Here is a 19,679-nt window from a genome sequence, read left to right on the forward strand (position 1 = left end):
AAAAATGAGAAAACGCATTGCGATTCTCCCTGGTGATGGTATCGGACCTGAAGTATGTGAGGCAGCGACACGTGTGTTAACAGAAATAGGACGTATTTATCATCATGATTTTGAAATAAAGAAAGGTCTTCTTGGTGGAGCGGCTATTGATGCGATTGGTCAACCTTTACCAGAAGAAACGATTTCCCTCTGTAAGCAAAGTGATGCGGTTCTGTTAGGCGCTGTAGGTGGTCCAAAGTGGGATACACTTCCAGGAGAACAGCGACCAGAAAAAGGCTTACTTGGCTTACGAAAAGCACTTGATCTTTTTGCCAACCTTCGTCCTGTAACGATTTTTGATAGTTTAGCTGAAGCATCACCATTGAAGGATGATATTATTGAAGGTGTTGATCTTCTTATCGTTAGAGAGTTAACAGGAGGCTTATACTTTGGTGAGCCGAGGGAACGTAGAAATGAAGGCGGTCAGGAAATCGCTATTGATACGTTAGTGTATTCACGAGCAGAAATCGAGCGAATTGTTAGACGAGGATTCGAGCTAGCAGAGCAACGCCGTGGCGTTTTGACTTCGGTTGATAAGGCCAATGTACTTGAGTCAAGTCGTTTATGGCGAGAAGTCGTTGACGAAGTAGCTAAAGATTATCCGAATGTTGAGTATAGCCATATGCTTGTCGATAATGCGGCAATGCAGTTGGTACGAAATCCAAAGCAATTTGATGTAATGGTAACAGAAAATATGTTTGGAGATATTTTAAGTGATGAGGCATCGATGATTACAGGGTCACTTGGAATGCTGCCATCTGCTAGTTTAAGTGAGTCAGGACCTGGATTATTTGAACCAATTCATGGTTCAGCTCCAGATATTGCAGGAAAAGGAATTGCTAATCCGTTAGCAACTTTATCTTCGGTTGCAATGATGCTTGCTTATACATTACAGATGCCAGATGAGGCTGAGGCTCTCCAAAAAGCTATTAATAATGTATTGGAAAACGGCTATCGTACAGCCGATTTAACAGAGAACCGTGAATCTGCATTGTCAACTGTCGAAATGACAGATAAGGTTCTTGAAGCACTTGATAAAACAACAACTGTTTCGTAAGTGGTAAATGGGGCAATGGAGAATATCCATTGCTCTCATTTCTACCTAAAACTATAAAAGAAGAGGAGGAGCGAAAGATGGCACCAAAAACGATTATCGAAAAAATTTGGGAGAAGCATGAAGTAGTAGCAGAAGAGGGGAAACCAGGACTTCTCTATATTGATTTACACATGGTTCATGAAGTGACATCCCCACAAGCATTCGAAGGATTAAGACTTGCGAATCGTCAAGTACGTCGTCCAGATTTAACTTTTGCAACGATGGATCATAACGTACCGACAGTTAACCGTTACGATATTACGGACCAAATTGCGCGAAAGCAAATGGAAACACTTGAAGAAAATTGCCGTGAATTTGGTATTGATCTTGTTGATCTTAAACATCCTGAAAATGGAATTGTTCATGTTATCGGTCCTGAGCTTGGTTTGACTCAGCCAGGTAAAACGATTGTTTGTGGTGATAGTCATACATCGACTCATGGCGCATTTGGCGCACTTGCATTTGGAATTGGCACGAGTGAGGTGGAGCATGTACTTGCTACGCAAACACTTTGGCAATCAAAACCAAAAACATTAGAAGTTCGTGTAACAGGTAAACTCGCTCCTGACATGGCTGCTAAAGATATCATCTTAGCAATTATCTCAAAATTTGGCGTTGATGTTGGAACTGGTTCTGTGATTGAGTTTACAGGTGAAGCGATTCGCGGGCTAACGATGGAAGAGCGTATGACGATCTGTAATATGTCGATTGAGGCTGGTGCAAAAGCAGGTTTAATCAGTCCTGATCAGGTGACATTTGATTACTTAGAAGGTAGAGAATTTGTTCCGTCTGGAGAAGCTTTTTCAAAGATAGTGGAAGAATGGAAGCAATTAGCTACTGACGAAGGAGCAACTTATGATCGTGTTGTTACGATCGATGCTTCTGAAATAGAACCGATGGTAACATGGGGAACAAATCCATCACAAGGTGTTGGTATTTCAAAAACTGTACCATCTCCTGCAGATGCAAAAAATGAACCAGATAGACGAGCGATTGAACAAGCTCTTGAATATATGGATCTTACACCAGGAACTCCAATTTCAGAGATTCAGATACAACATGTTTTCATTGGTTCATGTACGAATTCACGTCTTAGTGATATTCGTGCTGCAGCACAAGTTGTTAAAGGGCGTAAAGTAGCACCTCATGTACGTGCACTTGTCGTACCAGGATCACAACGAGTGAAACAGCTTGCTGAAGAAGAGGGTTTGGATGCTATTTTTACTGAAGCTGGTTTTGAATGGCGTAGCTCTGGCTGTAGTATGTGCCTTAGCATGAATCCTGATGTCGTTCCTGAAGGCGAGAGATGCGCTTCGACCTCTAACCGTAACTTTGAAGGTAGACAGGGTAAGGGAGCACGAACTCATTTAGTAAGTCCAGAAATGGCAGCTGCTGCGGCAATAGCTGGTCATTTTGTTGATATCCGTGAATTTAAAAATCAGCATGTTTCACAATAAAAAGAGGAGGGAGAACAATGGAACCAATTGTACAGCATAAAGGCAGAGTTGCGACAATGAATCGAGTAAATGTTGACACAGATCAAATTATTCCTAAGCAATTTTTAAAACGTGTTGAACGGACTGGATTTGGTCAATTTTTATTCTTTGATTGGCGTTTTCTAAAAGACGGGACACCAGATCCTGAATTCGAATTAAATAAACCTCATACACAAGGTGCAAGCATCCTTGTAGCTGCACATAATTTCGGTTGTGGTTCATCTCGTGAGCATGCACCTTGGGCCTTACATGACTATGGATTTAAAGTGATCATTGCTCCGAGCTTTGCTGATATTTTCTATAATAATTGTGTGAAAAATGGAATGTTACCAATCCGCTTAGATGAGGATAAGGTACATGAGCTTCTTACAAAAGAAGAGAATCAAGCATTCGATCTAGATGTAAATTTAAAAGAACAAACAATTAGCGGAGATGGATTTGAAGCTACTTTTGTCATCGACCCTTATTGGAAAGAAATGCTATTAAACGGCTGGGATGAAATTGGCTTAACGCTTAAATTTGATGACCAAATCAAAGCATACGAAGAAAAAGTTCTTAATAGCTAAAGAGTAAATTAGTATGAGTCTGACCTCTAAGAAAGCACATATTACTCATCGTACATATTATAATGAGTTTATGTGACAAACTAAGGTCAGACTTTTTATTTTTTCCTCGTGAGGAGAGGAATCGGTGTTGCCCACAGGACGTGGGCGAACTTAGCCGAGTATCTTTAGCTTAAAGACGAGGGCATATGGCCAGGCACTGTGAGGACTAGGATATTTGCAGCTGAATTTGCCTTCAGGATGAGGGTACTTGCCCACAGGAAGTTTCCTTAACCACTTTAATTGTCATGTGATGAGTGAACTGATAAACTGTAAAGAATAGGGTTATCAGACTCAATAGAGAGTGGAGCGGTTCCAATATGGATAAACGATTACATAAAAAAGACAAAAATGTTATTTTATATCCAGGTCTTGTGAAGCGTCTGATTGAAAAAGGGATGGACGCACTGAAGGAAAAGGATGGGGAGGCAGCTTACCAATTTTTTCTTTCAGCAGAGGAGCATGAGCCAGAACATCCTCAAGTGTTGTTTGGCAAAATGCTTAGTCTCGTTGAGTTAGGCCGACTTGAGGAAGCGGTTGAACATACGAGTGAATTATTGCGTGAAGGGATCGGTGATTATTACGATAACCTACAAGTGCATATTTCTTTGCTTGTGCAGCTTGGAAAATATCAAGAGGTTGTTGATATGTTAGATGCTGTAATATCAGAAGATCGCATTCCAGCCCAGTATGCAGAATCATTTTATCAGTTGCTTCATTTTAGTCGACAAATGGTGGGGGATGAGGAGTGGTTGCATCAAATTCAGCCAGATTCAAACCCAGTTCATAAAGACATTATACATATGCTCGAGTCCAAGTCACTAGAACTTCAATCAAATGCTATTCTACAGTTAAAAGAGATCAATCATCCTGATGCAACAGAAGCATTGATTTCCTATCTTATGAAAAGTGACCGTGACCTAGCCCTTCAAAGTCTTGCTCTTAAAGCGCTTTACGAAAAGAAGTATGACAAACCTATACATATAGAAAAACAAGGCAAGAAAATGGATGTCATTCCAAGTCAATTAGATGAACTCGCTCAATTAAGTTTTGGGCGTCGTGTGATTGACAGGTTAAGTGCTGAACTTGAACATGAAAATCCATTTCTATTTGAAATGACGAAGCAGCTTTGTTGGGCGCATTTATTTGCACTCTTTCCTTTTTTACCCGAGCCTAAAGATGAAAATTTCTGGGCTGCGGTATTTCACATTTGTGCATCTGAACGTATTGGAATGGACGGCGAGATGAATGAAATAGAAGAGCGATATCAAGTCATAAAAAAGAATCTACTTGAAAAAGTGACTGAGGTTAAGAAGTTAGAGGCAATGGTCTTTCAAATCGATTCAATTTACTCTCAAGATCAGAATAAAGACAGGGATTAACAGTCAATGAAGTATTATTTGAAATGAACAGCCATTATGGTATACTAGAATGGTTGTCAAAGATTATAGAAGAAATCTATCGTTCGGAAACGAAGATGTGTATAGTTGGAGGGAAAGAAAATGACTGCAAAATGGGAAAAGTTAGAAGGAAATGAAGGCGTTCTTACAATTGAAGTAGCAGCTGAAAAGGTAGACGCTGCTCTTGATCAAGCGTTCAAGAAAGTTGTTAAGAAAGTTAATGTACCAGGATTCCGTAAAGGTAAAGTACCTCGTGCTATTTTTGAGAAACAATTTGGAGTAGAATCACTTTATCAAGATGCTATTGATATCATTCTTCCTGATGCATATGCAAGTGCAATCGATGAAGCTGGTATTGAGCCAGTAGATCGTCCTGAAATTGACGTAGAAACAATGGAAAAAGGTAGTAATCTTGTTTTCACTGCTAAAGTGACTGTTAAGCCAGAAGTTGAACTTGGTGAGTATAAAGGTCTTGAAGTGGAAGAAAAGGATACGACTGTTACAGATGAAGATGTTGATGCTGAACTTAAAAAGCTTCAAGAGCGTCACGCGGAGCTTGTTGTTGTTGAAGACGGAACAATCGAGAACGGTGATACAGCTGTATTAGATTTTGAAGGCTTTGTTGATGGAGAAGCATTTGAAGGCGGACAAGCTGAAAACTATTCACTTGAAATCGGTTCTGGTCAATTCATTCCAGGTTTTGAAGAGCAATTAGTAGGTCTTAAAGTTGGGGACGAAAAAGACGTTGAGGTTTCATTCCCAGAAGAATACCATGCAGAAGACCTAGCTGGTAAACCAGCAACATTCAAAGTGAAAATCCATGATATCAAGCGTAAGGAACTACCAGCACTTGATGATGAGTTCGCTAAAGATGTAAATGAAAAAGTGGAGACACTTGAAGAGCTTAAAGCTGAACTAAAAGAAAAGCTTCAACAAGATAAAGAGAACGAAGCGCAAAATGACGTACGCGATACATTAGTTGAGAAAGCTGCTGAAAATGCTAAAATTGACATTCCTGAAGCAATGGTTAATACGGAAGTTGATCGCATGATGCAGGAATTCGACCAACGCTTACAAGCTCAAGGTATGAACCTTGATTTGTATTACCAGTTCTCTGGACAAGATGAAACTGCTATGCGTGAACAGTTCAAGATTGATGGAGAAAAGCGTGTTCGTATTAACCTTACATTAGAAGCAATTGCAAATGCTGAGAACATTGAAGTTGCTGACGAAGATGTTGATAATGAAATTGAAAAGATGGCTGAGATGTATCAACGTCCTGTAGATGAAATTAAAAATATTTTTGCTGCTCAAGGTGGTCTTGAAGGAATTAAGAGTGATCTTAAAATCCAAAAAGCTGTTGAATTCCTTGTTGATAACAGCAAAAAAGCATAATTGACCTTAAATAGTATAAAAAGATAAAACAAGGCGCGAATTCTCGTGCCTTGTTTTTCCATCATCATATAATGGTTTTGTTTTTCATCCATTGACTTTAAATGTATGGTAACAATGTTTATTGAACAAGCTTATGACAGATACTAATTAGAAGCTTGATTACAACTCAAGTAAAGATATCTGAAAAAGTGGGTGATAAAATAATATGATTTTCCGTAAGAAAAAGGATTTTTATCCCTGAATCTTGAATCTATAAGCAATCCATACATAAAATGAAGTAAGCCTTTATGGATTTACATTTACAAGATGACTTTTTTTGACGATGTACATATGCTTTAAGTTTGTTTTGGTTACGGTTAGGCAGGGGTTTTGCTTAGGTTTTTTTTGTAGTTGTATGATACAATGGCGAAACATACGAATGCAGTGATCAATACTCGTATGATAAGTTTACTCGCTATCCTTCTTAGAGAGGGATTTAATTTAAGTAGAGCCATTATGATGGGCAAATAATGATTGAGGATGGTACAATATTTACTAAGGGGTGATCGAATGTTTAAATTTAACGAAGAAAAAGGACAGCTCAAATGTTCTTTTTGTGGAAAAACACAAGACCAAGTTCGTAAGCTTGTTGCTGGACCTGGTGTGTATATATGTGATGAATGTATCGAGCTCTGCACTGAAATTGTTGAAGAAGAGCTAGGGACAGAAGAAGAAGTTGAATATCAAGAAGTACCTAAGCCACATGAAATTCGTCAAATTCTTGATGACTATGTGATTGGTCAAGATCGTGCGAAAAAATCATTAGCTGTTGCTGTTTATAACCATTACAAGCGCATTAATTCGTTAAGCCGTTCTGATGAAGTAGAATTAGCGAAAAGTAATATCTGTATGATTGGCCCAACTGGTAGTGGGAAAACATTACTTGCTCAAACATTAGCACGAATTTTGAACGTACCGTTTGCAATTGCTGATGCAACATCTCTTACAGAAGCAGGTTATGTTGGTGAGGATGTAGAGAATATCCTTCTCAAGTTAATTCAAGCTGCTGATTATGATGTTGAAAAAGCTGAAAAAGGGATTATCTACATCGATGAAATTGATAAGGTTGCACGTAAATCAGAAAATCCATCAATAACTCGTGATGTTTCTGGTGAAGGTGTGCAGCAAGCCTTACTTAAGATTCTTGAAGGTACAACAGCAAGCGTACCACCCCAAGGTGGACGTAAGCATCCGCATCAGGAATTCATTCAAATTGACACGACAAACGTTCTCTTTATTTGTGGAGGCGCATTTGATGGTATTGAACAAATCATCAAACGTCGTCTAGGTAAAAAAGTAATCGGTTTTGGTTCAGATGTGAAGCAAGAAGAGCTTAAGCCAGGCGAATATTTAGGCAAAGTTCTTCCAGAAGTTTTACTTCGTTTTGGATTAATTCCTGAATTTATTGGCCGACTTCCAGTGATTTCAAGTCTTGAACCACTAGATATCGACGCATTAGTAGAGATTTTAACTCAACCGAAAAATGCGTTAGTAAAGCAATATCAAAAATTACTTGAGCTTGATGATGTAGAACTTGAATTTACAGAGCAAGCTTTACGAGAAATTGCGAATAAGGCGATTGAACGTAAAACAGGTGCTCGTGGTTTGCGTTCAATTATTGAAACACTTATGCTTGATGTTATGTTTGACTTGCCATCACGAGATGATATCGTGAAGTGTATTATTCATGATAAGTGCGTAACAGAAAATGCAGTACCAACATTATTAACAAAAGATGGTACTGAAATTAATCTGTCTAAAGAAGAACCAAAAGAAAGTGCATAAAATTTTGTTGGCCGACTCTTTTTGAAGAGTCGGTTTTTTATTTAGTGTTGATAAACTTGGCTAAAATCGCTCACCTCATGTGAGCAACGCCGAGTACCCAAGTCGTGTGGGCAAACTTTCTTTGATTAGTGTTGTTTATCCCGGTCATACTAAGAGAAACAAACGACTACTTTGGGAGGTTTCATCATGAATTGGACTGGAATTGCTTTGGTGGTACAGCTTTTTTTTGGTGTCGTTATTGGCATATACTTTTGGAATTTGTTGAAGAATCAGCGTAACCAACGTGTTTCGATTGATAGAGAGTCTAAAAAAGAAATGGAACAACTTCGCAAAATGCGTGCAATCTCATTAAGCGAGCCTTTGGCTGAAAAGGTTCGTCCAGTTAGTTTTGAGGATATTGTCGGTCAAGAGGAAGGAATTCGTTCTTTACGTGCTGCCCTGTGTGGACCAAATCCGCAACATATTATTATTTATGGGCCACCTGGTGTTGGAAAAACGGCTGCCGCTCGCCTTGTTCTTGAGGAAGCAAAAAAGAATTCTAGCTCACCCTTCTCACAAGATGCTGTTTTTGTTGAATTAGATGGTACAACGGCTCGGTTTGATGAAAGAGGGATTGCCGATCCGCTTATTGGTTCTGTTCATGATCCTATTTATCAAGGAGCGGGTGCGATGGGACAAGCAGGAATTCCACAACCAAAGCACGGGGCTGTTACGAAAGCACATGGTGGTGTTTTATTTATCGATGAAATTGGTGAACTTCATTCGATCCAATTAAATAAATTATTAAAGGTGCTTGAAGATCGGAAAGTGTTTCTTGAAAGTGCATATTATAGTGAGGAAAACCAACAAATTCCTCGCCATATTCATGAAATTTTTCAAAAAGGATTACCAGCAGATTTTAGGTTAATTGGTGCAACAACCCGAACTCCTGATGAACTTCCTCCTGCAATACGATCACGCTGCTTAGAAGTTTATTTCCGTTCTTTAAAACCTCAAGAGATTATTGCCATTGCTAAAAAAGCTGCTGATAAAATCAGTTTCACTGCTGAAGAAGGGGCAATTGAGCGGATTGCAAAGTATGCAACGAATGGGCGAGAAGCTGTTAATATCGTTCAAATTGCTGCTGGTGTAGCAACTTCAGAAGGTCGACAAGAGTTAACGCTTACAGATGTAGAATGGGTTTTACATGCAAGTCAGCTAGCACCAAGACCTGAACGACGGATTCATCATCATTCAGCTGTTGGACTAGTCAATGGATTAGCTGTTTATGGCCCAAATTTAGGTGCTTTACTTGAAATTGAAGTAAATGTTATTGATAATCCAGGTAAAGGTTCGGTTAATATTACAGGAATTGCTGAAGAAGAGAGTACGGGAAATCAAGTTCGCTCGATTAGAAGAAAAAGTATGGCGAAGGGATCTGTCGAGAATGTTGTAACCGTCTTAAGACGAATGGGTATTCCGACTCAGAACTATGATATTCATGTGAATTTTCCTGGTGGAGGTCCTGTTGATGGTCCTTCAGCTGGCATAGCAATTGCCACAGGCATATATTCAGCTATTCGCAAGGAAAAAGTACGTAATACAATAGCGATGACTGGAGAGCTTGGCATACATGGAAAGGTAAAGCCGGTTGGTGGTGTGGTTGCCAAGGTTGAGGCGGCAAAATTGGCAGGTGCTGATACGGTTGTGATTCCCAAGGAGAATGAACAAGCCTTGCTTCAAGCTGTTACAGGCATTAAAGTGGTTACAGTTGAACATTTTGATGAAGTTCTTCGCTTTGCAATTGAAGAGGAGCAAGAACATGAGGAAATGATCCCGGCAAGTATTGAGGTGAAAACATCCATCGCACCGGTATAAGATTAGACAAAGATATGGTGATAAGATAAAATTGAAAAAGATCATTTCAAATTATTTTAAAAAATCGCCAAATGAATCCAATAGATGTTTTGATCATTTTTTGTTAAATGTTAACAATGGAATCGGATCAACCCCTATATGGAGTTGGATTTGGAAATAGGATGTATGGAGGTGTACGCGGATGGTCGACACAATTAATAGACGACAAATTCCGCTTCTACCGTTACGCGGATTACTTGTTTTCCCTTCAATGGTGTTACATTTAGATGTGGGAAGAGCTAAATCTGTACAGGCGTTAGAGCAGGTAATGGAAGAAGATCATCAAATTTTACTTGCAACTCAAAAAGAGATTTCAATAGATGAGCCTTCTGCCGATGATATTTATTCTGTAGGAACACTGGCAAAGGTCAAAAGTCTTCTGAAATTACCAAATGGAACAGTGCGAATTCACGTCGAAGGATTGCAACGTGCTAAAATTGAACAATATTTTGATAATGATGACTGTATTAAGGTTGAGGCAACCATTCTTGAGGAAGTTGATGCAGAGCTGACTTCAGAGTTACAAGCCATTATGCGCAATCTTTTATCAATGTTTGAGCAGTATACGAAAGCATCAAAGAAAATATCAGCTGAAACACTTACTGCAGTAAAAGACATAACTGAACCAGGACAGTTTGCTGATGTGATTGCAGCAAACTTGCCACTCAAATTAGCCCAAAAACAATCATTATTAGAAATTGCTTCTGTTGAAAAGCGGTTAATGACCCTGATAGAGATTCTGAATAATGAAAAAGAAATTTTGGGACTTGAAAAGAAAATCGGTCAACGCGTAAAGAAATCAATGGAAAAAACACAAAAAGAATATTATTTACGTGAACAGATGAAGGCGATTCAAAAAGAGCTAGGCGACAAAGAAGGTCGAACAGGTGAAGTGTCAACTCTTCGCGAGAAAATTGAAGAGGCAAATATGCCAGAAGCAATCAAAGAGAAGGCATTAAAGGAACTTGATCGTTATGAAAAAATGCCGGCAAACTCTGCTGAAAGCTCTGTTCTTCGTAATTATTTAGATTGGCTTCTTCAATTACCTTGGACGAACGAAACAGAAGATCAGCTTGATGTGATTCGAGCTGAAGAAATTCTAAACGAAGATCATTATGGTCTTGAAAAAGTGAAGGAGCGTGTTCTTGAGTATTTAGCTGTTCAGCAGCTAACTCGTGAGCTAAAAGGACCAATTCTTTGTTTAGCAGGCCCTCCTGGTGTCGGGAAAACATCTCTTGCTCGTTCGATTGCTCGTTCTCTGAATCGAAACTTCGTCAGAATTTCATTAGGCGGGGTCCGAGATGAGGCAGAAATTAGAGGACATCGTCGGACATATGTAGGTGCCATGCCTGGACGTGTTATTCAAGGAATGAAAAAAGCTGGCTCGATTAACCCTGTCTTTTTATTAGATGAAATTGACAAGATGGCGAATGATTTTAGAGGAGATCCTTCAGCTGCATTGCTTGAAGTTTTAGACCCAGAACAAAATAATACATTTAGTGATCATTACATTGAAGAGCCGTATGATTTATCCAAGGTAATGTTTGTGACCACCGCTAATAATATTTCGACAATTCCTGGACCGTTGCTCGATCGAATGGAAATAATTTCGATTGCGGGTTATACAGAAGTTGAGAAGATTCAAATTGCTAAAAACCATTTGCTACCTAAGCAAATGAAAGACCATGGCCTAACAAAAGGGATGCTTCAAGTAAAAGAAGAGGCAATACAAAAAGTTGTCCGTTATTACACTCGTGAGGCAGGGGTACGAAGCCTTGAACGTCAATTAGCTTCCCTCTGTCGTAAAACAGCAAAAAAAATCGTGTCTAATGAGAAAAAGAGAGTCATCTTAACACCAAAAATAGTTGAAGAAATGCTTGGTAAGCCACGCTTCCGCTATGGACTAGCAGAAGTAGAGGATCAAATTGGCGCAGCAACGGGTCTCGCTTATACGTCTGCTGGCGGCGATACGCTCTCAATTGAGGTATCAGTTGCTCCAGGTAAAGGAAAGCTAACTCTCACTGGTAAACTTGGTGACGTTATGAAGGAGTCTGCTCAAGCAGCGTTCAGTTATATTCGTTCACGTTCTGAGGAGCTTAAGATCGACCCAAGCTTTAATGAGAAGAATGATATTCATATTCATGTACCTGAAGGCGCAACACCAAAGGATGGTCCTTCAGCGGGGATTACAATGGCGACAGCTTTAGTTTCGGCATTAACAGGCCGTCCTGTTAAAAAGGAAGTTGGCATGACTGGTGAAATCACTTTAAGGGGACGTGTCTTGCCAATTGGTGGACTAAAAGAGAAATCTATGAGCGCTCATCGTGCAGGATTGACAACGATTATTATTCCAAAAGACAATGAGAAGGATTTAGAGGATATACCAGAAAGCGTTCGAAATGACTTGCAATATATTCTTGTTTCTCATTTAGATGAAGTGCTCGAACAAGCGTTAGGAGAGAAGGAATGAAAGTAACAAAAGCAGAATTAGCAAGAGTAGCTGTGAAGCCGGATCAATACCCGACAACACGATTACCTGAAATTGCTTTATCCGGTCGTTCAAATGTCGGTAAATCATCGTTTATTAATAAGATGATTAATCGTAAAGGTTTAGCGCGAACGTCGCAAAAGCCTGGTAAAACCCAAACTTTAAACTTTTATGAAATTAACGAACAAATTTATTTTGTCGATGTTCCTGGATATGGTTTTGCAAAAGTACCGAAATCAGAGCGCGAAGCATGGGGTAAAATGATTGAGACATATTTACAGGACCGTGAGCAACTAAAGGCAGTTGTACAAATTGTTGATTTACGTCATCCGCCATCTGCTGATGATAAGATGATGTATCAATGGCTCAAGCATTTTGATATTCCTGTCATCGTAGTAGCAACGAAATCTGATAAAATCCCTAAAGGAAAATGGCAAAAGCATCTTAAAGTCATTGCGAAAGATTTGGAAAAGGCTGAGTCTGATCCGATCATGTTGTTTTCTTCAGAAACAGCACAAGGAAAAGAGGAGCTCTGGAAAAAGATTTTGTATTACGCATCGAATTAAAAAGCGTTTTACCATAAACGGCATGAGGAACGGTCGAGAACCGTTCACATGCCGCTTTTATTTTGTTGGTAAGCAGAGCATATAATTGAAATTCATACATTTGCATACGTTGGTTATGCTAAAAATAAATGGGATATAAATAGCGCAGAAAAGGTTTATTGATTAATAATTCAGCAAAATTAGACATGCTTCAATATCTGTTCACAATTTTTTTTTGGAGTCCTAGATTAGACATGTTATAATGTAGACGTGTTATAATGAATAGAGACAAATTAGAGAATAGATTATGTTTTTTATTGTAGTTAGATGAATGAATGGGATGTCTTTACTCACATAGATGATTGTGATAAAGGTCGTATACTTAGAAGATAAACGGTATAAATGTATGGATTTTACTTTGGGGGTGAGCGTCAGGATGCATATACTTGTTGTTGGCTTTAACTATAAAACAGCTCCTGTCGAATTGAGAGAGAAGTTCTCGTTCCAAGAATCAGAGCTTCCAGATGCATTGAAACAGTTGCGGAATATGAAAAGTATTTTAGAGTGCACGGTTATCTCTACCTGTAACCGGACCGAGGTGTATGTTGTTGCGGATCAACTGCACACCGGTCGTCATTTTACTAAGACATTTTTAGCCGAATGGTTCGGATTACAAAAGGAAGAATTTTTGCCATATTTAACAATCCGCGAAGATCAGAATGCAATTGAGCATTTATTCCGTGTTACCTGTGGTCTAGATTCAATGATTCTTGGTGAGACTCAAATTCTTGGTCAAGTTCGTGATAGCTTCTTACTTGCACAAGAGCAACAAGCTACAGGAACGATCTTTAATCACGTTTTCAAGCAAGCTGTAACACTTGCAAAGCGTGCTCATTCAGGAACGGAAATTGGCCAGCACGCTGTATCGGTTAGCTATGCTGCTGTTGAGCTTGGTAAAAATATTTTTGGTGATTTTTCAGGCAAGCATGTTGTTATTTTAGGTGCTGGAGAAATGAGTGAACTCACAGCAAAGCATCTTCATTCAAACGGAGCGGACAAAATTACCGTGGTGAACCGTACTGAAGCTAAGGCTGCAGAGCTAGCTGCTAAATTCCTTGGACAAGCGCGACCGTTTGAAAAGCTTCAGGAGACATTGGCTGAAGCAGATGTTGTGATTAGTTCAACAGGTGCACGGGATTTTGTTGTAACAAAAGAGATGCTTGCAGGCTCTATGAAAAAGCGTAAGGGTCGTCCATTATTTATGGTCGATATTGCAGTACCTCGTGATTTAGATCCAATGCTTGCTGATTTTGATGATGTTTATCTATATGATATTGATGACTTACAAAACATCGTTGAGGCTAATCTTGCTGAAAGAAAACGTGAAGCAGAAAAGATAGAGATTATGATCGAGGCTGAAATTGATGAATTTAAGAGTTGGTTAAATACTCTTGGAGTTGTGCCAATTATTACGGCTCTTCGTACAAAGGCTTTAGTTGTTCAAGCTGAGACGATGGAAAGCATTGAACGTAAATTGCCTCATTTGAGTGAACGTGATAAGAAGGTATTGCGAAAACATACAAAGAGCATCGTAAACCAGCTTTTGCGTGATCCAGTTACTAGAGTGAAAGAACTTGCAGCTCAACCAGATGCGGATGAGGCGCTTGATTTATTTACGAAAATCTTTGCTCTTGAAGGAGAACTGACTGTACAAGAAGAGGATGCTCGAATTGAAGAAGTAGAAATGAAATGGGAGACGCAAAAGCAGGAATATGCTACGGTACCAAGGCAACATACGGCTGTTGTCCGCTCTTAAGAGAGAAGGGACTAGTGATGAACTGGCTTTATCCTGTTACGATTGTCTTATATAGCTTAAGCGTACTTGGCTATTTTATTGATTTCTTACAACACAACCGGAAGGTCAACCGAATGGCCTTCTGGTTGCTTTCTATTGTCTGGGTTCTTCAAACGGTTTTTTTTGTTATTCGCGCTCTCGAGCTTGAACGTTTACCACTGTTGACACCATTTGAAGGTTTGTTCTTTTATGCCTGGCTTGTCGTCACACTTTCGCTTGCGATTAACTGGTACTTCCGTGTTGATTTTCTTGTGTTCTTTACGAATCTGATCGGTTTTAGTATGATGGCATTTAGTCTATTTACCCCAGATGGAGATATACCAGAAGCATTGTCAGCATTACTTGCATCAGAGTTACTCATTATCCACATTTCAATGATTTTGCTTTCTTATGTTGCTTTTACGTTGTCATTTGCTTGTCAAATTATGTATGTGATTCAGCATCAAATGTTAAAACGGAAAATATGGGGAAAACGCTTGCTAAGGTTTGGCGCATTATCAAAATTGGATTCACTCTCATTTATTGCGATATCCATTGCATGGCCTCTTCTTTTAATTGGTCTAATCCTTGGATTTATATGGGCCTATCACAAATTTGCATTTGTACCACTATACGATGCAAAAGTGATTAGCTCTTTGCTTGTTCTAGGAGTGTACTCTGTCTATTTGTATCAACGAGTGGTGAAATATGTTCGTGGCTATAATATGGCGCTGCTAGGGATTGCTGGTTTTTTGATCTTGCTTATTAATTATATTTTGTCGGGACAATACTCAAATTTTCATATTTGGTATTAGTTTATGTTTACAATATAAATAAATTGAACGAATGAAGAAATAAATGGAGGCAAATGATATTATGCGAAAGATTGTTATCGGTTCAAGACGAAGCAACCTTGCACTTACGCAAACAAATTGGGTAATTGCACAGTTGAGTAAACTCGGGCTTCCTTACGAATTTGAAGTAAAAGAGATTGTCACGAAAGGGGATCGTATTCTTGACGTCACTCTTTCAAAAGTGGGTGGGAAGGGATTGTTCGTAAAAGAAATTGAACAAGCTCTTGAAAATAAAGAAATTGATTTAGCTGTACATAGTATGAAGGATGTACCATCTATTCTTCAAGATCAGTTCACACTTGCAGCGATTACAGAACGTGAAGATCCACGTGATGCGTTTATTTCAAATAACCACGTTCGACTTGCAGATTTGCCTGCGGGCGCTATTGTGGGAACGAGCAGTCTCAGACGTTCTGCTCAAATTTTAGCAGTTCGCCCAGATCTTGAAGTGAAATGGATTCGTGGAAACGTTGAAACAAGACTTCGCAAACTAGAGGAAGAGGACTTTGACGCGATTGTTTTGGCTGCTGCGGGCTTAAAGCGTCTCGGTTTTCCAAAGGATCTTGTAACCGAATATTTAGAACCTGATATGTGCGTGCCAGCGGTCGGACAAGGAGCGCTTGGTCTTGAATGTCGTTCTGATGATGAAGACTTGATTCAGCTCTTACAACATATTAAAGATGATTCGACTGCCAAAACGGTAACAGCTGAGCGTACATTCTTACATCGAATGGAAGGGGGATGCCAAGTTCCAATAGCAGGTTATGGGGTAGTGGATGAAGATGGTTCGCTTACACTTACAGCTCTAGTGGGTTCACCTGACGGAAAGGTTCTTTTAAAGGAGTCAGTAAAAGGTAGTGACCCTGTTACACTTGGTGAACAAGCGGCCAAGCGTCTACTCGATCAAGGAGCTAAGGAGATTCTTGATCAAGTAAAAAAAGAGCTTGATCAAGAATGAATCGGTTCCCTTTAGCTGGTAAGACGGTTCTCGTCACACGAGCAAAGGAGCAGGCTCTTGCATTATCTAAGCTGATTAGAAGGCAAGGTGGGGAAGCGATTGAAATTCCTCTTCTTGCCTTTCAACCTTCTACTGATACAGAAAAGCTCGACCTGGCTATCGAAGATATCGCAAACTATCAATGGCTTATTTTTACGAGTGCGAATGGTGTTCGCTTTTTTATGGAACGTTATAACATGATTCATCAAAATAAGGTGAAGCTTCCTGTTTCCATTGCTGTTGTTGGAAAAAAAACAGAAGCTGCTCTTACGCATTATCAAATTAAAGCTGATTTAATTCCAACAGACTATGTGGCAGAAGGATTAGTTGATGCTTTAGCGGGAATTGTAAGCAGTGGAGATCGAATTCTTTTAGCAAGAGGTAATCTTGGTCGAAAGGTTTTGAACGATGAGTTAGTGAGGTTGGGAGCTCTAGTAGATGATATAACAGTCTATGAAACGGTTTGTCCAAAATCAGCGAAGGCTGATTTACAAAAGGTTTTGCTTGCTCAGACCCAGATTGATTATGTGACATTTACAAGCTCTTCGACTGTTTCACATTACATCGAGATTTTAAAGCAACTTCAATCAGATGGCATACTGTTTCAACCGAAAATTGCTTGCATTGGCCCAATTGCAGCTAGAACAGCGAAGGATTTTGGACTTATTGTGAATATTATTCCACCTACATATACGATAGAAGCTCTTGTTGAACAACTTGTTTTTGATACGAAGGAGGAGAATACAAGATGAAAGATTTACACTTTAAACGTCATCGTCGCTTACGTCAAAGCGCATCGATGCGGAGCATGGTGCGTGAAACGCAACTTCATACGGATGATTTGATTTATCCAATTTTTGTAACAGAGGGAACGAATGAAAAAAATGAAGTTCCTTCGATGCCAGATGTATTTCAATTCTCCCTTGATTTAGTTGACGCAGAAGTCGATGAAGTCGTTTCTTTAGGTATTCCAGCTATTATTGTTTTCGGTGTTCCTAATGAAAAAGATGATGTCGGTTCACAAGCTTATCATGACCAAGGTATTGTTCAAAAGGCGATTCGACAAATTAAAGCGAACCACCCAGACCTTACTGTTATTGCAGATACATGTTTGTGCCAATTTACTGATCATGGTCATTGTGGCGTAATTGAAGGTGGCAAAATTTTAAACGATCCAACTCTAGACTTGCTTGCCAAAACGGCTGTTTCTCAAGCGAAAGCAGGTGCGGATATTATTGCACCCTCAAATATGATGGACGGATTTGTTGCGGCAATTCGTCATGGATTAGATGAAGCAGGATTTGAAGATGTGCCAATTATGTCTTATGCCGTTAAATATTCTTCAGCATTCTACGGACCGTTCCGTGATGCGGCCCATAGTTCGCCAAAATTCGGTGATCGTAAAACATATCAAATGGATCCTGCTAACCGCCTTGAAGCATTACGTGAAGCTGAATCGGATATGGAAGAAGGAGCGGATTTCTTAATTGTTAAGCCTGCCCTTTCTTATTTAGATATTATTCGTGAAGTAAAGGATTTCTCTGGCTTTCCGATTGTTGCTTACAATGTGAGCGGAGAGTATTCGATGGTAAAAGCGGCAAGTCAAAATGGCTGGATTAATGAAAAAGAAATCGTTCTTGAAAAGCTAACAAGCATGAAACGTGCGGGTGCTGATTTGATTTTAACTTACCATGCCAAAGATGTTGCACGTTGGTTAACAACAGATAAGTAAAGGAGGTATATAAACATGCGTACATTTGAAAAGTCAAAACAAGCATTTGCAAAAGCGAAACCCCTTATGCCAGGTGGCGTAAACAGCCCAGTTCGTGCATTTAAGTCAGTGAAAATGGACCCTGTATATATGGAGCGCGGGGAAGGATCAAAAATTTATGATATCGATGGAAATGAATACATTGACTATGTATTATCTTGGGGACCGCTTATTTTAGGTCATGCAGATGAGCAAGTCATTTCAGCTTTAAAGGAAACAGCTGAAAAAGGGACAAGCTTTGGCGCACCAAGTGAGCTTGAAACAAAGCTTGCAGAGCTAGTCATTGAACGTGTTCCTTCGATTGAAGTTGTCAGAATGGTTAACTCTGGAACAGAGGCAACGATGAGTGCCCTTCGATTAGCTAGAGGGTATACTGGACGTAATAAGATCTTGAAATTTGTTGGTTGCTATCACGGCCATGGAGATTCATTGCTTATTAAAGCGGGCTCAGGTGTAGCGACGCTTGGATTACCAGATAGTCCTGGGGTTCCAGAATCGATTGCTCAAAACACATTAACTGTTCCTTATAATGATCTTGAGAGCGTACGTTATGCGTTTGAGAAATTTGGAGAAGACATTGCTGGTGTGATTGTCGAGCCGGTAGCGGGCAATATGGGAGTTGTTCCTCCTGAAACAGGTTTCCTTGAAGAGCTACGTAAAATGACAGAGGATAATGGTACTCTTCTTATCTTTGATGAGGTTATGACTGGATTCCGTGTTGGCTATAATTGTGCGCAAGGAAAGTTTGGTGTTACACCAGATCTTACTTGTTTAGGAAAAGTAATCGGCGGAGGACTACCAGTTGGTGCTTACGGTGGTAAGCGTGAAATCATGGAGCAAATCGCCCCAGCTGGACCGATTTATCAAGCAGGTACCTTATCAGGGAATCCTCTTGCGATGACTGCAGGTTATGAGACATTATCGCAGTTAAATGAGGCAAATTATGAGCGTTTTGAACAACTTGCAGAGCGTTTAGCGAACGGATTAGCTGACGCGGCAAATAAGCACGGAATTCCTCACCATATCAACCGTGCAGGATCGATGGTTGGCTTCTTTTTCACAGATGAGAAAGTAACCAACTTCGAAAAAGCTTCAACGTCTAATCTTGATTACTTTACACGTTATTTCCAAGAAATGCTTAAACAAGGAATCTCTCTTCCGCCTTCTCAATTTGAAGGAATGTTCCTTTCCACAAAGCATACAGAAGAAGATATTGATAAAACAATAGCAGCTGCTGATGTTGCATTTTCATTATTGAAATAAAAGATAGAAGAAGCTGACTCTACATTGAGTCAGCTTCTTTTTTGTATGTTAGGAAAGGGGGGAAGTTTTGCAGATATAACCATGTGAGAAGCAAATGTTTGTTTGAACCTCTGTATCGACGTTCACTTTTCATTCGTTTCTAGCATATTGAGGACTGACTTGTCATAGAGTGATATTGT

15 protein-coding genes are annotated in these 19,679 nt (G+C 39.5%); all 15 read left to right on the top strand.

The annotated features are described in order from the left end of the window. The first annotated feature begins 4 nt into the window (after positions 1–4). The 15 genes from leuB to hemL all read left to right on the top strand — a co-directional run bounded on the left by leuB (position 5) and on the right by hemL (position 19,500). Entirely contained in the window at positions 5–1,096 is a 1,092-nt protein-coding gene (gene leuB, locus IQ10_RS08635) for a 3-isopropylmalate dehydrogenase (RefSeq protein ID WP_144450089.1), read from the top strand. A 77-nt stretch (positions 1,097–1,173) separates the two neighbouring features. After that, the gene (gene leuC, locus IQ10_RS08640) at positions 1,174–2,592 is read left to right on the top strand and encodes a 3-isopropylmalate dehydratase large subunit (RefSeq protein ID WP_144450090.1); all 1,419 of its coding nucleotides are present in this window, start codon (positions 1,174–1,176) and stop codon (positions 2,590–2,592) included. Between the two features lie 17 nt (positions 2,593–2,609). Then, the gene (leuD, locus tag IQ10_RS08645) at positions 2,610–3,197 is read left to right on the top strand and encodes a 3-isopropylmalate dehydratase small subunit (RefSeq protein WP_144450091.1); all 588 of its coding nucleotides are present in this window, start codon (positions 2,610–2,612) and stop codon (positions 3,195–3,197) included. A gap of 356 nt (positions 3,198–3,553) precedes the next feature. Then, positions 3,554–4,615 carry a tetratricopeptide repeat protein gene (locus IQ10_RS08650; protein WP_144450092.1) on the top strand — a complete coding sequence of 354 codons (1,062 nt, stop codon included), beginning with the start codon at positions 3,554–3,556 and terminating at the stop codon, positions 4,613–4,615. 120 nt (positions 4,616–4,735) lie between these two features. Continuing rightward, positions 4,736–6,028, top strand: a complete 1,293-nt coding sequence (gene tig, locus IQ10_RS08655; protein ID WP_144450093.1) for a trigger factor — start codon at positions 4,736–4,738, stop codon at positions 6,026–6,028. A 549-nt stretch (positions 6,029–6,577) separates the two neighbouring features. After that, positions 6,578–7,852, top strand: a complete 1,275-nt coding sequence (gene clpX, locus IQ10_RS08660) for an ATP-dependent protease ATP-binding subunit ClpX (protein WP_144450094.1) — start codon at positions 6,578–6,580, stop codon at positions 7,850–7,852. Between the two features lie 186 nt (positions 7,853–8,038). Next, positions 8,039–9,709 (top strand): ATP-dependent protease LonB, encoded by a 1,671-nt coding sequence (lonB, locus tag IQ10_RS08665; RefSeq protein ID WP_144450095.1) that lies wholly within the window; start codon positions 8,039–8,041, stop codon positions 9,707–9,709. Positions 9,710–9,890: 181 nt separating this feature from the next. Beyond that, positions 9,891–12,218, top strand: a complete 2,328-nt coding sequence (lon, locus tag IQ10_RS08670; protein ID WP_144450096.1) for an endopeptidase La — start codon at positions 9,891–9,893, stop codon at positions 12,216–12,218. After that, complete coding sequence (gene yihA / locus IQ10_RS08675) at positions 12,215–12,802, top strand: ribosome biogenesis GTP-binding protein YihA/YsxC (protein WP_144450097.1); 588 nt, start codon at positions 12,215–12,217, stop codon at positions 12,800–12,802. The genes lon and yihA overlap by 4 nt, the downstream gene beginning before the upstream one ends. Before the next feature lie 415 nt (positions 12,803–13,217). Then, complete coding sequence (gene hemA / locus IQ10_RS08680; RefSeq protein WP_144450098.1) at positions 13,218–14,597, top strand: glutamyl-tRNA reductase; 1,380 nt, start codon at positions 13,218–13,220, stop codon at positions 14,595–14,597. Positions 14,598–14,614: 17 nt separating this feature from the next. Then, the gene (locus tag IQ10_RS08685) at positions 14,615–15,430 is read left to right on the top strand and encodes a cytochrome C assembly family protein (protein ID WP_144450099.1); all 816 of its coding nucleotides are present in this window, start codon (positions 14,615–14,617) and stop codon (positions 15,428–15,430) included. Between the two features lie 61 nt (positions 15,431–15,491). Beyond that, the gene (gene hemC, locus IQ10_RS08690; RefSeq protein WP_144450100.1) at positions 15,492–16,427 is read left to right on the top strand and encodes a hydroxymethylbilane synthase; all 936 of its coding nucleotides are present in this window, start codon (positions 15,492–15,494) and stop codon (positions 16,425–16,427) included. Beyond that, a complete protein-coding gene (locus IQ10_RS08695; RefSeq protein ID WP_144450101.1) occupies positions 16,424–17,218 on the top strand; it encodes a uroporphyrinogen-III synthase in 795 nt (264 codons plus the stop codon). The genes hemC and IQ10_RS08695 overlap by 4 nt, the downstream gene beginning before the upstream one ends. Then, on the top strand, positions 17,215–18,198 hold the full coding sequence (gene hemB, locus IQ10_RS08700; protein WP_144450102.1) for a porphobilinogen synthase: 984 nt from the start codon (positions 17,215–17,217) through the stop codon (positions 18,196–18,198). The genes IQ10_RS08695 and hemB overlap by 4 nt, the downstream gene beginning before the upstream one ends. A gap of 15 nt (positions 18,199–18,213) precedes the next feature. Further along, positions 18,214–19,500 carry a glutamate-1-semialdehyde 2,1-aminomutase gene (gene hemL, locus IQ10_RS08705; RefSeq protein WP_144450103.1) on the top strand — a complete coding sequence of 429 codons (1,287 nt, stop codon included), beginning with the start codon at positions 18,214–18,216 and terminating at the stop codon, positions 19,498–19,500. Positions 19,501–19,679 lie beyond the last annotated feature (179 nt).

Source organism: Halalkalibacter nanhaiisediminis (genome assembly GCF_007830185.1).
Lineage (GTDB): Bacteria > Bacillota > Bacilli > Bacillales > Bacillaceae_D > Halalkalibacter > Halalkalibacter nanhaiisediminis.